Here is a 17,003-nt window from a genome sequence, read left to right on the forward strand (position 1 = left end):
ATGAGCCTGGAAGATCGCGTTACCGATCTGGAGAGTCAGTTGGCGTTTCAGGATGACACCATCCAGGCATTGAGTGATGTGCTGGCGACGCAGCAGCGTGCAGTTGAGCGTCTGCAGTTGCAAATGGCGGCATTGCTCAAGCGGCAAGAAGAAATGGCTGGCCAGTTCGAGACGTTTGAAGAAGAAGCGCCACCGCCGCATTACTAAATGGCATGTCATAAAAAAACCGCGAACAGCCAGGCTGTTCGCGGTTTTTTTTAGCCTTGAATCAGCGGCGCGGCAGTGCGGCGATCACATCTTCGGCTTGCAGGCCTTTGTCACGATTCATGACGGAGAACTCCACGCGCTGGCCTTCGACCAGGACGCGATGACCTTCGCCACGAATGGCCCGGAAATGCACGAAAATATCATCGCCGGAGTCACGGGAAATAAAGCCGAAGCCTTTGGAGGTGTTGAACCACTTGACGGTGCCGGTATCACGGTTGGTCATGTCATAGCTTGGCGAGGCGGCGGCCGGTGAGGATTTGTAGAAGCTGATGGCCAGGTGCAGAAGAACGGCAATCAGTGCAGCGACCAGGCTGAACAGAACGGCAGGTTGACCGGCAATGACAGGCATCGGCGCGATCAGCGTCAGGGTTTGCAGGACGACGGTCAGAACCAGCAGGGCGCTGACCAGGTTTTGCAGCTGATGACGCGGGCCTTTGTTCCAGTAGGGGATAACAGGAGCGAGGGTGAGGTTGAGCAGGCCGAAAAAGGCCAGGTACAGCGCATCGGGTTGTTGCAGGTAAGGTACAGCTTCGGATCGCAGGCTAGGGATGAAGGACAACAGCAAGGCTGCTGCGCCCATTAGCAGGTGGACAATTTTCAACATTTTGAGTAACTCACGTTAAGACGGATCACAAGGAAGAGCTGATTGAGTACGGTTCGCTTCAGAACAATAAGAGGCGGTGGACACGTACCCGGTACCAGCCTATGCGCGTCCCCCGGAAAATAGGCGGTAGCGACACACTGCCTATTTAACAGCAAAGCCTGCGGCTACTCAAATCAGGCAGTCCAGCGGTGCACCGAGGGTCGATTTATTGCAGGCAACCGGATAGTCCGGGGTCGATTCGATTGCCGAGCGAATTCGCGCTCTCGGATTTCCTGCCCTGCGTGGATGCTGCGGTCCCTGCTGGACCCGTCACAAGGTCGGTGCGCGGATGGCGTCCATGAGGTGTTGTTCGCGCCCTGTCGTCTCGTCCCTTTAAATGCCTTTCTGTTGAATGATATTGCGCCTGGGAGTGTAGGAAATTGTCTGGAGTAGGACGGTCTCCATGATCGCCCTTCAGTTGTTGGCTTATCCTACGTTGATGGTCATAAAGTCATCTGGATATAACTTTGCGCCTGCGTTTTTATAGAGCAACAGCTTGTTGCTCTTACAAAAAAGCAAGGATGACAAAGGAGTGTCAACGATATGGTTTACGAAGGCAGGCGAAGCGAGGGGATGGGCTGTCCAGCCAAGGATGTAAGGATCGATCCATTTGTCAGCGAATTTGATATGGGCCTGGCCCAGCCTTTATCCCGGTCAGTGCGGCTGAATGGCTTTGCAACCTGTTTGCGGCTTGAACAGGTCTACTGGGATATTTTGGGTGACATGGCCAAGGTCAACTGCTGTACGGTCAGTGCGCTGTTGTCCCATGTGGACCGCGAGGTGCATTTGCGTCACGGCGGGGTCAAGAACTTCACCGGGCTGGTGCGGGTTGTGTGCGTTGTGCATAGCCTGAAGGAAGGCGGCTGCGTCGCCATGCCCTAGCCACCGCGGTGGAATGGGCAGAGTGTCGGTCTGTGCAGTCTTACGGCTGCACAGGCTGCATTTAATGGATATAATCCCGCTCTTTGCCGCAAAACCCAGCGTGTGCGGTAGCAATCTGATCGCCGAGACAACCCCCATGCCGATGTACGACTATCAATGTGCTTCCTGTGGTCATCAGTTGGAAGCCATTCAAAAGATCAGCGCAGCACCGCTGGTCGACTGCCCTGCCTGCCAGGCGCCAGAGCTTAAGAAGATGCTGTCCATGCCGGGCTTCCGCCTCAGCGGCAGCGGCTGGTACGAAACCGATTTCAAGACCGGTTCCAAGAAGAATCTGGCCGGCGGCGACAAAGCTGACTAGGGTCTTGAACCTGAGTTGAACGACACGTGCGAGCTCTTGCATCATCTGGCGCCTTTCTCAAGGGCGGGCTGCTGCAGGATCTCCAACCGAATTTCGAATTACGAGAAGTGAAACCACTACCATGATGCGCAGCCATTATTGCGGCCAACTGAACGAAAGCCTGGAAGGCCAGGAAATTACCCTTTGCGGATGGGTCCACCGTCGTCGTGACCACGGTGGGGTGATTTTCCTCGATATCCGTGATCGTGATGGTCTGGCCCAGGTGGTGTTCGACCCGGACCGCGCTGAAACCTTCGCCGCCGCCGACCGCGTGCGCAGCGAGTACGTGGTCAAGGTCACCGGCAAGGTACGGCTGCGTCCGGCCGGTGCCGGCAACGCCAACATGGCGTCGGGCATGATCGAAGTGCTGGGCTACGAGCTGGAAGTATTGAACGAAGCGGAAACCCCGCCGTTCCCGCTCAATGAGTTCTCCGACGTCGGCGAAGAAACCCGCCTGCGTTATCGCTTCATCGACCTGCGTCGTCCGGAAATGCTCGAGAAGCTGCGTCTGCGTTCGCGCATGACCACCAGCATCCGTCGTTATCTGGACGAGAACGGCTTCCTCGACGTCGAGACGCCTATTCTGACCCGCGCCACCCCGGAAGGTGCTCGCGATTACCTGGTGCCGAGCCGTACCCACGCCGGTTCCTTCTTCGCCTTGCCGCAATCGCCGCAGCTGTTCAAGCAACTGCTGATGGTTGCCGGCTTCGATCGCTACTACCAGATCGCCAAGTGCTTTCGCGACGAAGACCTGCGTGCCGACCGTCAACCTGAATTCACTCAGATCGACATCGAAACCAGCTTCCTCGATGAAAAAGACATCATCGGTATCACCGAAGGCATGATCCGCAACCTGTTCAAGGAAGTGCTGGATCTGGAATTCGGTGAATTCCCGCACATGACCTTCGAAGAAGCCATGCGCCGTTACGGTTCCGACAAACCAGACCTGCGTAACCCGCTGGAACTGGTGGACGTTGCCGACCAACTGAAAGAAGTCGACTTCAAGGTGTTCAGCGGCCCGGCCAACGACCCGAAATGCCGCATTGCCGCCTTGCGCGTTCCTGGCGGGGCGAGCATGCCGCGCAAACAGATCGACGACTACACCAAGTTCGTCGGCATCTACGGTGCCAAGGGCCTGGCGTACATCAAGGTCAACGAGCGCGCGAAGGGCGTCGAGGGGCTGCAATCGCCTATTGTCAAAAATATCCCTGAAGCCAACCTCAACGTGATCCTCGATCGTGTTGGCGCGGTCGATGGCGACATCGTGTTCTTCGGCGCCGATAAGTCGAAGATCGTCAGCGAAGCGCTGGGTGCACTGCGGATCAAGGTCGGCAACGACCTGGACTTGCTGACCTGCAAGTGGGCGCCAATGTGGGTTGTCGACTTCCCGATGTTCGAAGAGAACGACGACGGCAGCTTCACTGCCTTGCACCACCCGTTCACCGCGCCGAAGTGCACCCCGGAAGAACTGGAAGCCAATCCGGCGACCGCTCTGTCCCGTGCCTACGACATGGTCCTGAACGGCACCGAGCTGGGTGGCGGTTCGATCCGTATCCATCGCAAGGAAATGCAACAGTCGGTGTTCCGTCTGCTGGGTATCAGTGAAGCGGAACAGGAAGAGAAATTCGGCTTCCTGCTCGACGCCCTGAAATACGGCGCGCCGCCGCACGGTGGTCTGGCCTTCGGTCTGGACCGTCTGGTGATGCTGATGACCGGCGCCCAGTCGATCCGTGAAGTGATCGCCTTCCCGAAAACCCAGAGCGCCGCTTGCGTCATGACTCAGGCACCGGGCGTTGTAGATGCCAAGGCACTGCGCGAACTGCACATTCGTCTGCGCGAAACGCCTAAAGCAGAGTAAGGCTGGCCAGAAGGGCGCATCTTCGGATGCGCCCTTTCTTTTATAGGCAAGGTCGAGATTTTTGTTTGCCGGCTGGCGTGTCATGGCGCGGCGGGCAATGTTTCAAAGAAAATTCGGAGCGAGTTATGGCGGGTCATTCCAAGTGGGCGAACATCAAGCACCGCAAAGAACGTCAGGATGCCAAGAAGGGCAAGATTTTCACCAAGTGGATTCGTGAACTGACCGTTGCTGCCCGTCAGGGCGGTAGTGATCCGGGTTCTAACCCGCGTTTGCGTCTGGCGCTGGACAAGGCCCTTGGCGCGAACATGAGTCGCGACATCATTGATCGCGCGGTCGCCCGCGGCGCCGGTGCTGCCGACACCGACGACATGGTCGAACTGACCTACGAAGGTTACGGCCCTGGTGGTGTCGCGGTGATGGTCGAGTGCATGACCGACAACCGCAATCGCACCGCCGCCGCTGTTCGCCATGCGTTCAGCAAGTGCGGCGGCAACCTCGGCACCGACGGTTCGGTGGCATATCTGTTTGAGCGCAAGGGGCAGATTTCCTTCGCGCCAGGCGTCGATGAAGACGCGCTGATGGAAGCGGCGATGGAAGCCGATGCCGATGATGTGGTGACCCACGAAGACGGTTCCATCGACGTGTTCACCTCGTTCGCTGGTTTCTACTCGGTGCGAAACGCCCTGGAAGCGGCCGGTTTCAAGGGCGATGACGCGGAAATCGTGATGCTGCCGACCACCAGTGCCGAGCTCGATCTGGAAGGCGCCGAGAAGGTTCTCAAGCTGACCGACATGCTTGAAGACCTGGATGACGTGCAGAACGTTTACTCCAACGCGGACATTCCAGAGGCAGTCGCCGCACAGCTCGGTTGATTGATCTGCAATACTCTTGAAGCCGGAAGTGCAGGCCGTGATGAACTCACCGCCACGCACGTCCGGCTTCTGCCTTTACGCCGTGCAAGTGTTTGCCGGCGGGCATCATTTTGAAGCTGCAGGCGTTATGACTTTAATCCTTGGTATCGACCCCGGTTCGCGCATCACCGGTTATGGCGTGGTGCGTGATACCGGGCGTGGCTGCGTGTACGTGGCGTCGGGCTGCATTCGCACAGGTTCCGGCGAGCTGCATGAACGCCTGCAAATCGTCTATCGCGGCGTACGCGAAGTTATCCAGACCTACGGCCCGGTGACCATGGGCATCGAAAAGGTCTTCATGGCGCGCAACGCCGACTCTGCGCTGAAGCTTGGCCAGGCCCGCGGCGCCGCTATCGTTGCCGGTGCGGAAGAAGCCCTGGAGATCGCCGAGTACACCGCAACCCAGGTCAAGCAGGCGGTGACCGGAACCGGCGCGGCGAACAAAGAACAGGTGCAGATGATGGTCATGCACATGCTGAAATTGACCAGCAAGCCGCAAATCGATGCCTCGGACGCGCTGGCCATTGCCATTTGCCATGCTCACACCCGTTCCAGCCTGTTGCCCCATGGTCTGGGCACGGCACGCAGTCGTGGCGGGCGCCTGCGTCTCTGATAGCATCAGCAATCATTTTTTATGGAATGAGGGTTTTGCGCCTGTGTCGTCGGCGCAAAACCCTTGCTCTGTCAGTCGCCAGCTGCTGAGCTGGCCAACGCTCAAGGATCTGAAACGTGATTGGACGCTTGCGCGGCACTCTGGCTGAGAAACAGCCGCCGCACCTGATTCTGGATGTAAACGGTCTGGGGTATGAGCTGGAGGTGCCCATGACCACGCTTTATCGCTTGCCGTCGGTCGGTGAACCGCTGACCTTGCACACCCATTTGGTCGTACGCGAAGACGCGCAGTTACTCTATGGTTTCTTCGGCAAGCGCGAGCGAGACTTTTTCCGCGAGTTGATCCGTCTCAATGGTGTAGGACCGAAATTGGCCCTGGCCCTGATGTCGAGCCTGGAAGTCGATGAACTGGTCCGCTGCGTGCAGTCCCAGGACACCTCGGCACTGACCAAGGTGCCGGGCGTGGGCAAGAAGACTGCCGAGCGTTTGCTGGTGGAACTCAAGGATCGCTTCAAGGCGTGGGAGACTGTACCGACGATGTTCGCCCTGGTGCCAAACCAGCCAGGTGGGCCAGATGCGCCGGCTCCAGTCGCCACCGCCGAAAATGACGCAGTCAGCGCGCTGATCTCCCTGGGCTACAAGCCGCAGGAGGCCAGCAAGGCGATTTCTGCGATCAAGGAGAAAGGTTTGAGCAGTGAAGACATGATTCGTCGTGCCCTGAAGGGAATGATCTAAGTGATTGAAGCTGACCGTCTGATTACCGCCACGCCTGGCCCTCGTGACCGCGAGGAAGTCCAGGACCGGGCGATTCGTCCTGTCAGCCTGGCCGAGTACATTGGCCAGCCGACCGTTCGCGAGCAAATGGAGTTGTTCATCCAGGCGGCCCGTGGGCGCAATGAATCCCTGGACCACACACTGATTTTCGGCCCGCCGGGCTTGGGTAAAACCACCCTGGCCAACATCATCGCCCAGGAAATGGGGGTTTCGATCAAGAGCACTTCGGGCCCTGTGCTTGAGCGCCCGGGTGATCTGGCTGCGCTGTTGACCAATCTTGAGCCACACGACGTATTGTTCATCGACGAAATCCATCGGCTCTCGCCGATCGTCGAAGAAGTGCTGTACCCGGCCATGGAAGATTTCCAGCTCGACATCATGATCGGCGAAGGGCCGGCCGCGCGCTCGATCAAGCTTGATCTGCCGCCGTTCACCTTGGTCGGCGCGACGACGCGGGCCGGGATGCTGACCAATCCGCTGCGCGACCGTTTCGGGATCGTCCAGCGCCTGGAGTTCTACAACACCGCTGACCTGGCAACGATTGTCAGTCGTTCGGCGACTATCCTCGGCTTGCCGCTGGACCCGGAAGGCGCCTTCGAAATCGCCCGTCGCGCCCGTGGTACGCCGCGAATTGCCAACCGCTTGCTGCGCCGGGTTCGAGATTTCGCCGAAGTTCGTGCCAAGGGACACATCACCAAACCAATCGCCGACCTGGCGTTGAACCTGCTGGATGTCGACGAACGTGGCTTCGATCACCAGGATCGACGCCTGCTGTTGACCATGATCGAGAAGTTCGACGGCGGGCCGGTCGGGGTCGACAGCCTCGCCGCAGCCATCAGTGAAGAGCGCCACACCATTGAAGACGTGCTGGAACCGTACCTGATCCAGCAGGGCTACATCATGCGCACACCCCGGGGGCGGGTGGTGACGCGGCATGCGTACCTGCACTTCGGTTTAAACATTCCGACACGTATGGGCGAGATGCCCGTGGTAGACGAGTTCCTCGATGCCGTGGACGATTAATAACCTTTGCGCGCTGATTTTTTCGGCGTTTGTGCGGTCCTAGGACCGTACTTTCGCCAGAAAGCCGTGAATCAATGAAAAACAGTTGCCTGGCCGGATTGGCAACCTGAGGAGTAAGCACTAGAGTATGCGCGCGCAAAACGGGCTTGAGCCTTTCGCACTTCGTTGTCGCGTTTATTACGAGGACACCGATGCGGGCGGCATCGTGTATTACGTTAATTACCTCAAGTTTATGGAACGGGCTCGAACCGAGCGGCTCCGGGAGCTGGGCTTTGCCCAATCGGCGCTTGCAGGGGAGGACCTGTTGTTCGTCGTGCATTCCAGCGAAGCGCGTTATCACGCGCCGGCGCGACTGGACGACGAGCTGCTGGTAAGCGCTGAAGTAATCGAATTGAACCGTGTCAGCCTGCGCTTCAAACAGCAGGTCAGGCGAGCCACGGATAATGTGCTGCTCTGCGAAGGGCAGTTTTTGGTGGCCTGTGTGCGCACTAACAGTTTGAAACCCCGGGCCATTCCCGAAGCTCTACGTGCGGCCTTTGCCGACGTGAGCGGCGCGGGTACACACTCAAAGCAGGAGATAAAGCGTGGAAGCTAACGTCGTCGACCATTCCTCCATGTGGAGCCTGGTCAGCAATGCCAGTATCGTGGTGCAACTGGTAATGCTGATCCTGGTAGCCGCATCGGTGACCTCATGGATCATGATCTTTCAGCGCAGCAACCTGCTGCGCGCCGGTCGACGTGCCCTGGAGAGCTTTGAAGAGCGCTTCTGGTCGGGTATCGACCTGTCCAAACTCTACCGTCAGGCCGGCAGCAACCCTGATCCGGATTCGGGCGTCGAGCAGATCTTCCGTGCCGGTTTCAAGGAATTCTCCCGTCTGCGCCAGCAGCCAGGTGTTGACCCGGAAGCGGTCATGGAAGGCGTAGCCCGTGCCATGCGCGTCGCCATTTCCCGCGAAGAAGAAAAGCTCGAGCAGAGCCTGCCGTTCCTCGCCACCGTCGGTTCCGTCAGCCCATACATCGGTCTGTTCGGTACGGTCTGGGGCATCATGAACTCCTTCCGTGGTCTGGCCACTGCCCAGCAAGCGACCCTGGCCACTGTGGCTCCGGGTATTGCCGAAGCACTGATTGCTACCGCGATCGGCCTGTTCGCCGCCATCCCGGCCGTTATCGCTTACAACCGTTTTGCCGCTCGCAGCGAAACGCTGATCAGCCGCTACTACACCTTCGCCGATGAATTCCAGGCGATCCTGCACCGCAAAGTGCACACCAGCGAAGAATAAGCAGGTAATTTCCAATGGCTTTAATCGCTCGAGCTCGCAAAAAGCGCAAGCCGGTTGCCGAGATGAACGTGGTGCCTTACATCGACGTGATGCTGGTACTGCTGGTCATCTTCATGGTGACCGCGCCGATGCTCAATCAGGGCGTGAAAGTTGATCTGCCCAAGGTTTCCAGCGAAGCCTTGCCGCAGGACAACAACACCCAGGTACTGACCATTTCGATCAAGGCTGACAAGACCTATTACTGGAACCTTGGCAGCGAAGTCGACACTGAAAAGCAGCAGGACAAGGCAATGACCTTGCCGCAGATGACTGACGCCGTGACCAAGATCATTCGCGCCGGTACTGAAGGCGGCAAGCGTACCCAAGTGTTCATCCGCGGCGACAAGACCGTTGATTACGGTTCCGTCATGGGCGCCATGGGTGGGTTGCAGAAAGCCGGAGTCGGTAACGTTGGCTTGATTACCGAGGCGCCCTGATGCAGCAACAGCGAGAGCCAACAGCCTCGGAAAGCTATTTCTGGCCTAGCGTCTGGGCGCTTGTCTTGCACGTGCTGGTATTTGGCATGCTGTTCGTCAGTTTCGCCTTCACACCGGAACTGCCGCCGGCCAAGCCGATTGTCCAGGCGACCCTGTACCAGCTGAAATCGAAAAGTCAGGCAACCACCCAGACCAATCAGAAGATTGCGGGTGAGGCGAAGAAATCTGCCGCGCGTCAGACCGAAGTCGAACAGATGGAACAGAAAAAGATCGAACAGGAAGCGATCAAAGCCGCGGAACAAAAGAAGGAAGATGCGGCTCAAAAAGCCGAAGAATCCAAGAAGGCCGACGAGACGAAGAAAGCGGACGAGGCAAAAAAGGCTGATGAAGCCAAGAAAGCCGATGAAGCGAAGAAGACCGCCGAAGCCAAAAAGGTCGAAGAGAAACAATTGGCTGATATAGCCAAGAAGAAGTCTGAAGAAGAAGCCAAGAAAGCGGCTGAAGAAGAGGCCAAGAAAGCGGCCGCTGAAGAAGCGAAGAAAAAGATCGTCGAAGACGCGAAGAAGAAAGCCGCGGAAGACGCCAAGAAGAAATCTGAAGCTGAAGACGCGAAGAAGAAAGTCGCCGAAGACGCGAAGAAGAAAGCTGCTGCCGATGCTGCGAAGAAAAAATCGCAGGAAGCGGCACGTAAATCCGCCGAAGACAAAAAGGCTCAGGCCCTGGCAGATTTGCTTTCCGACACGCCGGAGCGTCAGCAGGCCTTGGCGGATGAGCAGGGTGACGAAGTCGCCGGCAGTTTCGATGATCTGATCCGTGCTCGTGCAGCGGAAGGCTGGGCTCGTCCACCTTCAGCCCGCAAAGGCATGACAGTCGTGTTGCAAATCGGCATGTTGCCGGACGGTACGGTGACTTCGGTCAGCGTCGGCAAGTCCAGTGGCGATGGTCCATTTGACGCTTCTGCTGTAGCAGCGGTGAAGAATATTGGACGTTTGACAGAAATGCAGGGAATGAAGCCGAGCGATTTCGCTCCGTATCGTTCATTCAAGATGACATTCACACCTGAGGATCTAGCCTTGTGAGAAACCTTCTTCGAGGAATGCTTGTCGTTATCTGCTGCCTGGCAGGGATAGCGGCAGCCGATGAAAAAAACATTCTGGTCACCAGCGGCAGTGATCGGGCCACCCCGATCGCAGTCGTTCCATTCGGCAACCAGGGCGGCAGCGTGCTGCCGGACGACATGGCCGAAATCATCGGTAACGACCTGCGCAACTCGGGTTACTACTCGCCGATTCCAAAACAGAACATGATCAGCCAGCCAAGCCAGGCCAGCGAAATCATCTTCCGTGACTTCAAGGCGCTGGGTGCCCAGTACGTCATGGTCGGCAGCATTGCTCCTGCGGGCGGTCGCCTGCAGGTCCAATACGCACTGTTCAACGTCGCCACCGAGCAGCAAGTGCTGACCGGCAGCGTGTCGGGCAGCGTCGATCAACTGCGCGACATGTCGCACTACATCGCGGACCAGTCGTTCGAAAAACTTACCGGTATCAAAGGTGCGTTTTCGACTCGTCTTCTGTACGTGACGGCCGAGCGTTTTTCCGAGAAGAACACTCGCTACACGCTGCAACGTTCGGACTATGACGGTGCCCGCGCTGTGACCCTGCTGCAATCGCGCGAGCCGATCCTGTCGCCGCGTTTCGCACCGGACGGCAAGCGCATCGCTTATGTCTCGTTCGAGCAGAAGCGTCCGCGTATTTTCATGCAGAACATCGACACCGGTCGCCGTGAGCAGATCACCAACTTCGAAGGCCTGAATGGCGCGCCAGCATGGTCGCCGGATGGTCAGCGTCTGGCGTTCGTGCTGTCGAAAGACGGTAACCCTGACATCTATGTGATGAGCTTGGGTTCGCGTCAGATCACGCGTGTTACCAACGGTCCTGGCATCAACACCGAACCGTTCTGGGGTAAGGATGGTTCGACCATCTACTTCACCTCGGACCGTGGCGGCAAGCCTCAGATCTATAAAACCAGCGTCGGTGGTGGCGGTGCGGAACGTGTGACCTTTATCGGTAACTACAACGCCAACCCCAAGCTTTCGGCTGACGAAAAGACCCTGGTGATGATCCACCGCCAGGAAGGTTTCACTAATTTCAAGGTGGCGGCCCAGGATTTGCAGCGCGGAAGCGTAAAAATCCTCACTGATAGCACTCTGGACGAGTCGCCTACTGTTGCGCCCAACGGCACCATGGTAATCTACGCCACCCGCCAGCAGGGCCGGGGAGTCTTGATGCTCGTGTCCATTAATGGACGCGTAAGGCTCCCGCTTCCTACCGCACAAGGCGAAGTCAGAGAACCTTCCTGGTCCCCTTACCTGAACTGACGCGGCGCTACACGTTGTACTTAACACACTGGGGTTCATTAGGAGTTTCACGATGGAAATGCTGAAGTTTGGTAAATTTGCTGCGCTGGCTCTGGCCATGGCTGTAGCTGTAGGTTGCTCGTCCAAAGGCGGCGACAACGCCGGTGAAGGCGCTGTAGATCCAAACGCTGGTTACGGCGCTAACACTGGTGCAGTTGACGGCTCCCTGAGCGAAGAAGCTGCTCTGCGCGCAATCACCACCTTCTACTTCGAATACGACAGCTCGGACCTGAAGCCAGAAGCCATGCGCTCCCTGGACATTCACGCCAAAGACCTGAAAGCAAACGGCGCTCGCGTTGTTCTGGAAGGCAACACCGACGAACGTGGTACTCGTGAGTACAACATGGCACTGGGCGAGCGTCGTGCGAAAGCCGTTCAGCGTTACCTGGTACTGCAAGGTGTTTCCCCAGCTCAGCTGGAACTGGTTTCCTACGGCGAAGAGCGTGCAGTTGCTACCGGCAACGACGAGCAGTCCTGGGCTCAAAACCGTCGCGTCGAACTGCGTAAGTAATTCGTCATGCGAACGTGCCGTCGTGCTGTAACTGTTTTGGCTCTCAGCCTCGCACCGCTTGCGGTGTGGGCTGCGGTTCCTGTGGTCGATAACGACTCCGGCTATAACAATAGCGGGACCAGTTATCCGCCTGCGGGTTACGGTACGAACGGCGCCTATGCCGGGGGAGGGGTTTCGGCCCCTGTCTCGGCACAGGGCGAGCTGTTCAACCAACTGCAATCCATGCAGGAGCAGATCTCGCGCCAACAAGGCATCATCGAAGTTCTGCAAAATGATGTAGCGCGCATGAAGCAAGAGAACCTGGAGCGATATCAGGATCTTGATCGGCGCATAGGAACCGGCGTTGCACCAGCCGCGACTCCTGAAAATTCTTCCACCGGTGGCAGTTTGAATGCCCCCGGTGCAGCAGCAGGCGCAGGAGCGGCAGCAGGAACGGCAGCCGCTCAAGCACCTGCCGCGGGTAGCGAGCCGGCTGATCCAGCGAAGGAAAAACTGTATTACGATGCAGCCTTCGACCTGATCAAAGCCAAGGATTTCGACAAGGCCAGCCTGGCGTTTGCCGCATTCCTGCGCAAGTACCCGAACAGCCAGTACGCGGGTAATGCTCAGTACTGGTTGGGCGAAGTGAATTTGGCCAAAGGCGATCTGCAAGGTGCAGGTCAGGCATTCGCCAAGGTTTCGCAGCTGTACCCCAAGCATCCAAAAGTGCCTGATTCGCTGTACAAGCTGGCTGATGTAGAGCGCCGCCTCGGTCACACCGACAAGGTCAAAGGCATTCTGCAGCAGGTCGTGTCGCAATACCCGGGCACATCCGCCGCTCAGTTGGCCCAGCGTGATCTGCAAAAAATGTAAGGGCTGCTTGATCTGTTTTGAAGAAACCCGCGCCTGTCGCGGGTTTTTTCGTTAGAATTCACGCCCTTTTTATGAAACACGCTTTTTGGGATCTGCGCGGTGGCGGGGTTCCTTGAAGTGCCTGACGGAGGCGGACAGCCTGTTTAGCTGTTATGCCCGTGGCGACTATGCAAGACACATTGAGAATCACCGAAGTTTTCTACTCGTTGCAGGGTGAAACGCGGACTGCCGGGCTGCCCACTGTTTTTGTGCGCCTGACCGGTTGCCCGTTGCGTTGCCAATACTGCGACAGCGCCTACGCGTTCACGGGCGGCACCCTTCGCCCGCTTGATGACATCCTCGAGCAAGTGGCCGGTTTTCGTCCGCGCTACGTCTGTGTCACGGGCGGCGAGCCCCTGGCGCAACCCAACGCCATCCCATTGCTCAAGCAGTTGTGTGACGCCGGTTACGAGGTCTCGCTGGAAACCAGCGGTGCCCTGGATATCTCGGCGGTCGATCCACGGGTCAGTCGCGTCGTCGATCTGAAAACCCCGGGTTCGAAAGAAGCACATCGCAATCGCTACGAGAACATCGAACTGCTCACGCGCAACGATCAGGTGAAGTTTGTCATCTGCTCGCGGGAAGACTACGACTGGGCTGTGTCCAAGCTGATTCAGTACGGTCTGGATCAGCGTGCGGGCGAAGTCCTGTTCTCGCCAAGTCACCATGACCTGAACGCGCGAGACCTGGCTGACTGGGTGGTGGCGGACAACCTGCCAGTGCGCCTGCAATTGCAGTTGCATAAATATCTTTGGAATGACGAACCGGGGCGCTGAAATGACTGAACAACTGAACACTGTGGAAAAACGTGCGGTCATCCTGTTGTCCGGCGGCCTGGACTCGGCGACCGTCGTGGCGATGGCTCGTGCTGAAGGCTATAGCTGCTACACCATGAGCTTCGATTACGGTCAGCGTTCCCATGCCGAGCTGTATGCCGCCGAACGCATCGCCCGCGACCTGGGCGTGGTTGAGCACAAAGTAATTGGTCTGAACCTGAACGGTATTGGTGGTTCTGCGCTGACCGACAGCAGTATCGATGTACCGGAAGAGGCGGGTGAAGGTATCCCTGTAACTTACGTGCCCGCACGCAATACCGTGTTCCTCTCGCTGGCGTTGGGTTGGGCCGAAGTCCTTGGGGCGCGTGACATCTTCATCGGTGTGAATGCTGTGGATTATTCCGGTTACCCGGATTGCCGCCCCGAGTTCATCGAGTCCTTCGAGCGCATGGCGAACCTGGCGACCAAGGCCGGCGTTGAGGGCAATGGTTTCCGTATCCAGGCGCCCCTGCAAAACCTCAGCAAAGCGCAAATCGTCGAGGTGGGTGTGAAGCTGGGGGTCAATTACGGCCTGACCGTTTCCTGCTATCAAGCTGACGATAACGGCCGTGCGTGCGGTAAGTGCGACAGCTGCCGACTGCGTGCAGAAGGCTTTGCGGCGGCCGGAATCAGCGACCCAACACCTTATTTTTGATTTATTTCAAATTAGGTGTTGAATAGTCCTTAAAAATCAGTATTATACGCGCCACCACACAGCGGGTCGTTAGCTCAGTTGGTAGAGCAGTTGGCTTTTAACCAATTGGTCGTAGGTTCGAATCCCACACGACCCACCATTTTTGTAGCAGTTTTAAAAGTCTGGAAGGCCCACGCAAGTGAGGATTTCCGGATTTTTTTTTGCCCGCGATTTGAGCTTGCCCAGTTCCGGGCTGCAACCCGTGACGCAGGTCAGAATCATCTTTTGCATCCACCGGATATTCTGTAGCCTTGCGCAGCTTCAACGTTGTCCGTGCCTGATGATACTCACTTTCCCGGCGGTACCCTGAAGGGGTCGGAGCCGGGTGTATACTCGACTTTCGCGCGAAAGCGCCTGCAGGTCTTGCGAACATGACGCAGATTTCCGAACGCCTTCTGGTTCAAGCCCATCTCGACGCCAAGCAGCCCAAGCCGCTGACTGCCGAGGAGGAAGCTTATTACCGTGCCGCCATCGCTGCCGAGCTCAAGGCTCAGGACGCGGTGCTGGTTGCTCACTTCTATTGCGATCCGGTGATTCAGGCCCTGGCCGAAGAAACCGGTGGTTGCGTTTCCGACTCGCTGGAGATGGCCCGCTTCGGTAGCGCTCACCCGGCCAAGACCGTGGTGGTCGCCGGTGTGAAGTTCATGGGCGAGACCGCCAAAATCCTCAACCCTGAAAAACGCATCCTGATGCCGACCCTGGAAGCGACCTGCTCGCTGGACCTGGGTTGCCCGGTGGACGAGTTCTCGGCGTTCTGTGATCAACACCCGGAGCGTACGGTGGTGGTGTATGCCAACACGTCGGCGGCAGTCAAAGCTCGGGCGGATTGGGTGGTGACTTCAAGCTGCGCGCTGGAGATCGTAGAAAGCCTGATGGATAACGGCGAAACCATCATTTGGGGCCCGGACAAACACCTGGGCACCTACATCCAGCGCCAGACCGGCGCGGACATGCTGCTGTGGGACGGTGCCTGCATCGTTCACGAGGAGTTCAAGTCCAAACAGCTCGAAGACATGAAGGCGCTGTACCCGGACGCAGCGATTCTGGTGCATCCGGAGTCACCGACGTCGGTGATCGAGTTGGCGGATGCCGTCGGCTCCACCAGTCAGTTGATTGCCGCAGCGAAGAGCCTGCCAAACAAGACGCTGATCGTCGCCACCGACCGCGGCATCTTCTACAAGATGCAGCAGCTGTGCCCGGACAAGGTCTTCATCGAAGCGCCAACGGCCGGTAACGGCGCAGCGTGCCGCAGCTGCGCACATTGCCCGTGGATGGCGATGAACACCCTTGAGCGCCTGCTGAAGAGCTTGAAGGAGGGGGCGAATGAGATCTTTGTCGATCCGGCGTTGATCCCGCAGGCGATTCGGCCGCTCAAGCGCATGCTCGACTTCACCCAGGCTGCGCGGATGAAATTGGCCGGCAACGCCTGATCGTCGACAGTGATCCCAAAAAAAACGCCCCGATTCGATCGGGGCGTTTTTGCATCTGGCGGATTATTTGGTTTTCTTCGGAATCCGTACTAGCTGGGTATTGGAGTAGATGTCATGCCAACTGCGTTTCTGTTTGTCGAACAGGGGCCAGAAGAAACCCAGCCCGACGCACAGCCAGGACGCGATCGCCACCACAAACCGCAGCAGCGCCTGCCACAGGCTGATGGATGAGCCATCGGCATTCTGCACGCGGATGCACCAGACCTGCATGCCCAGAGTTTGGCCGGACCAGGTCCAGAACTTGGCGAAGAAACCGAACAGCACGAACAGCAGCACCGTCGACAGCAATGGATCTCCATCCAGCGCACCGGCTTCGGTCAACGTGCGCATTTTGTCTTCGCCGATGATCGCCATCTGGATCATCTTGTAAAGGCCGCTGGTGACGATCAGCAGGGCAGTACACAACAGGAAGTCATAGAACATCGCTGCCAGGCGACGACCCAAGCCAGCGGCAGGAAATTCGCCCTGGGGTTTCAGCAGGTGTTTCGGCATGGCAGGGCTCTCGGCGGAAAAAGAAGCCATTTTACGGATTTACGCGCACAAAAAAGCCCCTGATGTCAGCATCAGGGGCTTTTTCGTTACAGAAGATTAGGCTTCTGCTTGTACTTCGTCAGCCTGCATGCCTTTCTGGCCTTGCACAGCAACGAATGTCACTTTTTGGCCTTCTTTCAGGCTCTTGAAGCCGTTGCCCTGAATAGCGCGGAAATGCACGAACAGATCCGGACCGCTTTCTGGAGTGATAAAACCAAAACCTTTCTCGTCGTTAAACCACTTGACGGTACCGCTCTGACGTTGGGACATTTCTTATTTCCTTTGACGCAAAAATTAATGACAGCCTCCTTCTTGTGAAAGAGTACTGGGGCTGGTTGCAGGAGAGTAAGAAGACGTCGAACGGGATGTAGCTAACTTGTAGGCTACTGCCCAGGTCACGATTCCAGGCGACCCATGCAAACACAGTGAACAAACTCTACGCCAACTACGGGAGAAAAAACAAGCCCCGTGGAGGGCCCGTATTTGCTCGCGTTGGTGGGTTTCTGTCGCAACTAGTGCTGGCTTATGCAAT

General features: G+C 57.6%; 21 protein-coding genes and 1 tRNA gene. 19 read left to right on the plus strand and 3 right to left on the minus strand.

Going from position 1 to position 17,003, the window contains the following annotated elements:
- Nucleotides 1-207 (plus strand): SlyX family protein, encoded by a 207-nt coding sequence (locus ACYZT3_RS07360; protein ID WP_056741397.1) that lies wholly within the window; start codon nucleotides 1-3, stop codon nucleotides 205-207.
- 61 nt (nucleotides 208-268) lie between these two features.
- On the opposite strand, the gene ACYZT3_RS07365 is transcribed toward ACYZT3_RS07360, so the two are convergent.
- Nucleotides 269-871, minus strand: a complete 603-nt coding sequence (locus ACYZT3_RS07365) for a cold-shock protein (RefSeq protein WP_282375479.1) — start codon at nucleotides 869-871, stop codon at nucleotides 269-271.
- Nucleotides 872-1,453: 582 nt separating this feature from the next.
- Between ACYZT3_RS07365 and ACYZT3_RS07370 the strand changes: the two genes are divergently transcribed.
- From ACYZT3_RS07370 to nadA, 18 genes are all read left to right on the plus strand, one after another.
- Nucleotides 1,454-1,792 (plus strand): ribbon-helix-helix domain-containing protein, encoded by a 339-nt coding sequence (locus ACYZT3_RS07370; RefSeq protein ID WP_282375480.1) that lies wholly within the window; start codon nucleotides 1,454-1,456, stop codon nucleotides 1,790-1,792.
- 136 nt (nucleotides 1,793-1,928) lie between these two features.
- Nucleotides 1,929-2,150 carry an FmdB family zinc ribbon protein gene (locus ACYZT3_RS07375; RefSeq protein WP_010208103.1) on the plus strand — a complete coding sequence of 74 codons (222 nt, stop codon included), beginning with the start codon at nucleotides 1,929-1,931 and terminating at the stop codon, nucleotides 2,148-2,150.
- Between the two features lie 121 nt (nucleotides 2,151-2,271).
- The gene (gene aspS / locus ACYZT3_RS07380; protein ID WP_282375481.1) at nucleotides 2,272-4,047 is read left to right on the plus strand and encodes an aspartate--tRNA ligase; all 1,776 of its coding nucleotides are present in this window, start codon (nucleotides 2,272-2,274) and stop codon (nucleotides 4,045-4,047) included.
- 125 nt (nucleotides 4,048-4,172) lie between these two features.
- Complete coding sequence (locus ACYZT3_RS07385) at nucleotides 4,173-4,919, plus strand: YebC/PmpR family DNA-binding transcriptional regulator (protein WP_282375482.1); 747 nt, start codon at nucleotides 4,173-4,175, stop codon at nucleotides 4,917-4,919.
- A 127-nt stretch (nucleotides 4,920-5,046) separates the two neighbouring features.
- The gene (gene ruvC / locus ACYZT3_RS07390) at nucleotides 5,047-5,571 is read left to right on the plus strand and encodes a crossover junction endodeoxyribonuclease RuvC (RefSeq protein WP_059406065.1); all 525 of its coding nucleotides are present in this window, start codon (nucleotides 5,047-5,049) and stop codon (nucleotides 5,569-5,571) included.
- Between the two features lie 116 nt (nucleotides 5,572-5,687).
- Nucleotides 5,688-6,305, plus strand: coding sequence for a Holliday junction branch migration protein RuvA (gene ruvA / locus ACYZT3_RS07395; RefSeq protein ID WP_282375483.1), 618 nt, complete (start codon nucleotides 5,688-5,690; stop codon nucleotides 6,303-6,305).
- Entirely contained in the window at nucleotides 6,306-7,367 is a 1,062-nt protein-coding gene (gene ruvB, locus ACYZT3_RS07400) for a Holliday junction branch migration DNA helicase RuvB (RefSeq protein WP_282375484.1), read from the plus strand.
- A 127-nt stretch (nucleotides 7,368-7,494) separates the two neighbouring features.
- A complete protein-coding gene (ybgC, locus tag ACYZT3_RS07405) occupies nucleotides 7,495-7,962 on the plus strand; it encodes a tol-pal system-associated acyl-CoA thioesterase (protein WP_131059803.1) in 468 nt (155 codons plus the stop codon).
- Nucleotides 7,952-8,647 carry a protein TolQ gene (gene tolQ / locus ACYZT3_RS07410; RefSeq protein ID WP_017340467.1) on the plus strand — a complete coding sequence of 232 codons (696 nt, stop codon included), beginning with the start codon at nucleotides 7,952-7,954 and terminating at the stop codon, nucleotides 8,645-8,647. The genes ybgC and tolQ overlap by 11 nt, the downstream gene beginning before the upstream one ends.
- Nucleotides 8,648-8,670: 23 nt before the next feature.
- Nucleotides 8,671-9,123 (plus strand): protein TolR, encoded by a 453-nt coding sequence (gene tolR, locus ACYZT3_RS07415; RefSeq protein WP_161807482.1) that lies wholly within the window; start codon nucleotides 8,671-8,673, stop codon nucleotides 9,121-9,123.
- Nucleotides 9,123-10,202 (plus strand): cell envelope integrity protein TolA, encoded by a 1,080-nt coding sequence (gene tolA / locus ACYZT3_RS07420; protein ID WP_282375488.1) that lies wholly within the window; start codon nucleotides 9,123-9,125, stop codon nucleotides 10,200-10,202. The genes tolR and tolA overlap by 1 nt, the downstream gene beginning before the upstream one ends.
- The gene (gene tolB, locus ACYZT3_RS07425) at nucleotides 10,199-11,500 is read left to right on the plus strand and encodes a Tol-Pal system beta propeller repeat protein TolB (protein ID WP_449644827.1); all 1,302 of its coding nucleotides are present in this window, start codon (nucleotides 10,199-10,201) and stop codon (nucleotides 11,498-11,500) included. The genes tolA and tolB overlap by 4 nt, the downstream gene beginning before the upstream one ends.
- A gap of 52 nt (nucleotides 11,501-11,552) precedes the next feature.
- A complete protein-coding gene (gene pal, locus ACYZT3_RS07430) occupies nucleotides 11,553-12,050 on the plus strand; it encodes a peptidoglycan-associated lipoprotein Pal (RefSeq protein ID WP_131059800.1) in 498 nt (165 codons plus the stop codon).
- 6 nt (nucleotides 12,051-12,056) lie between these two features.
- Complete coding sequence (gene ybgF, locus ACYZT3_RS07435) at nucleotides 12,057-12,902, plus strand: tol-pal system protein YbgF (protein WP_282375496.1); 846 nt, start codon at nucleotides 12,057-12,059, stop codon at nucleotides 12,900-12,902.
- A gap of 167 nt (nucleotides 12,903-13,069) precedes the next feature.
- Complete coding sequence (gene queE, locus ACYZT3_RS07440) at nucleotides 13,070-13,717, plus strand: 7-carboxy-7-deazaguanine synthase QueE (RefSeq protein ID WP_282375498.1); 648 nt, start codon at nucleotides 13,070-13,072, stop codon at nucleotides 13,715-13,717.
- A gap of 1 nt (nucleotide 13,718) precedes the next feature.
- Nucleotides 13,719-14,411: a 7-cyano-7-deazaguanine synthase QueC gene (gene queC / locus ACYZT3_RS07445; protein ID WP_282375499.1), complete on the plus strand. Its 693-nt coding sequence runs from the start codon at nucleotides 13,719-13,721 to the stop codon at nucleotides 14,409-14,411.
- A gap of 63 nt (nucleotides 14,412-14,474) precedes the next feature.
- A tRNA-Lys gene (locus ACYZT3_RS07450) sits at nucleotides 14,475-14,550 on the plus strand.
- Nucleotides 14,551-14,821: 271 nt separating this feature from the next.
- Nucleotides 14,822-15,880 carry a quinolinate synthase NadA gene (gene nadA, locus ACYZT3_RS07455; RefSeq protein WP_282375500.1) on the plus strand — a complete coding sequence of 353 codons (1,059 nt, stop codon included), beginning with the start codon at nucleotides 14,822-14,824 and terminating at the stop codon, nucleotides 15,878-15,880.
- Nucleotides 15,881-15,943: 63 nt separating this feature from the next.
- On the opposite strand, the gene ACYZT3_RS07460 is transcribed toward nadA, so the two are convergent.
- Both ACYZT3_RS07460 and ACYZT3_RS07465 read right to left on the minus strand, forming a co-directional pair.
- A complete protein-coding gene (locus ACYZT3_RS07460; protein ID WP_282375501.1) occupies nucleotides 15,944-16,432 on the minus strand; it encodes an RDD family protein in 489 nt (162 codons plus the stop codon).
- A 96-nt stretch (nucleotides 16,433-16,528) separates the two neighbouring features.
- Entirely contained in the window at nucleotides 16,529-16,741 is a 213-nt protein-coding gene (locus ACYZT3_RS07465; protein ID WP_003175786.1) for a cold-shock protein, read from the minus strand.
- Nucleotides 16,742-17,003: the final 262 nt, after the last annotated feature.

The sequence above is a fragment of the Pseudomonas sp. MDT1-16 genome, from assembly GCF_054898115.1.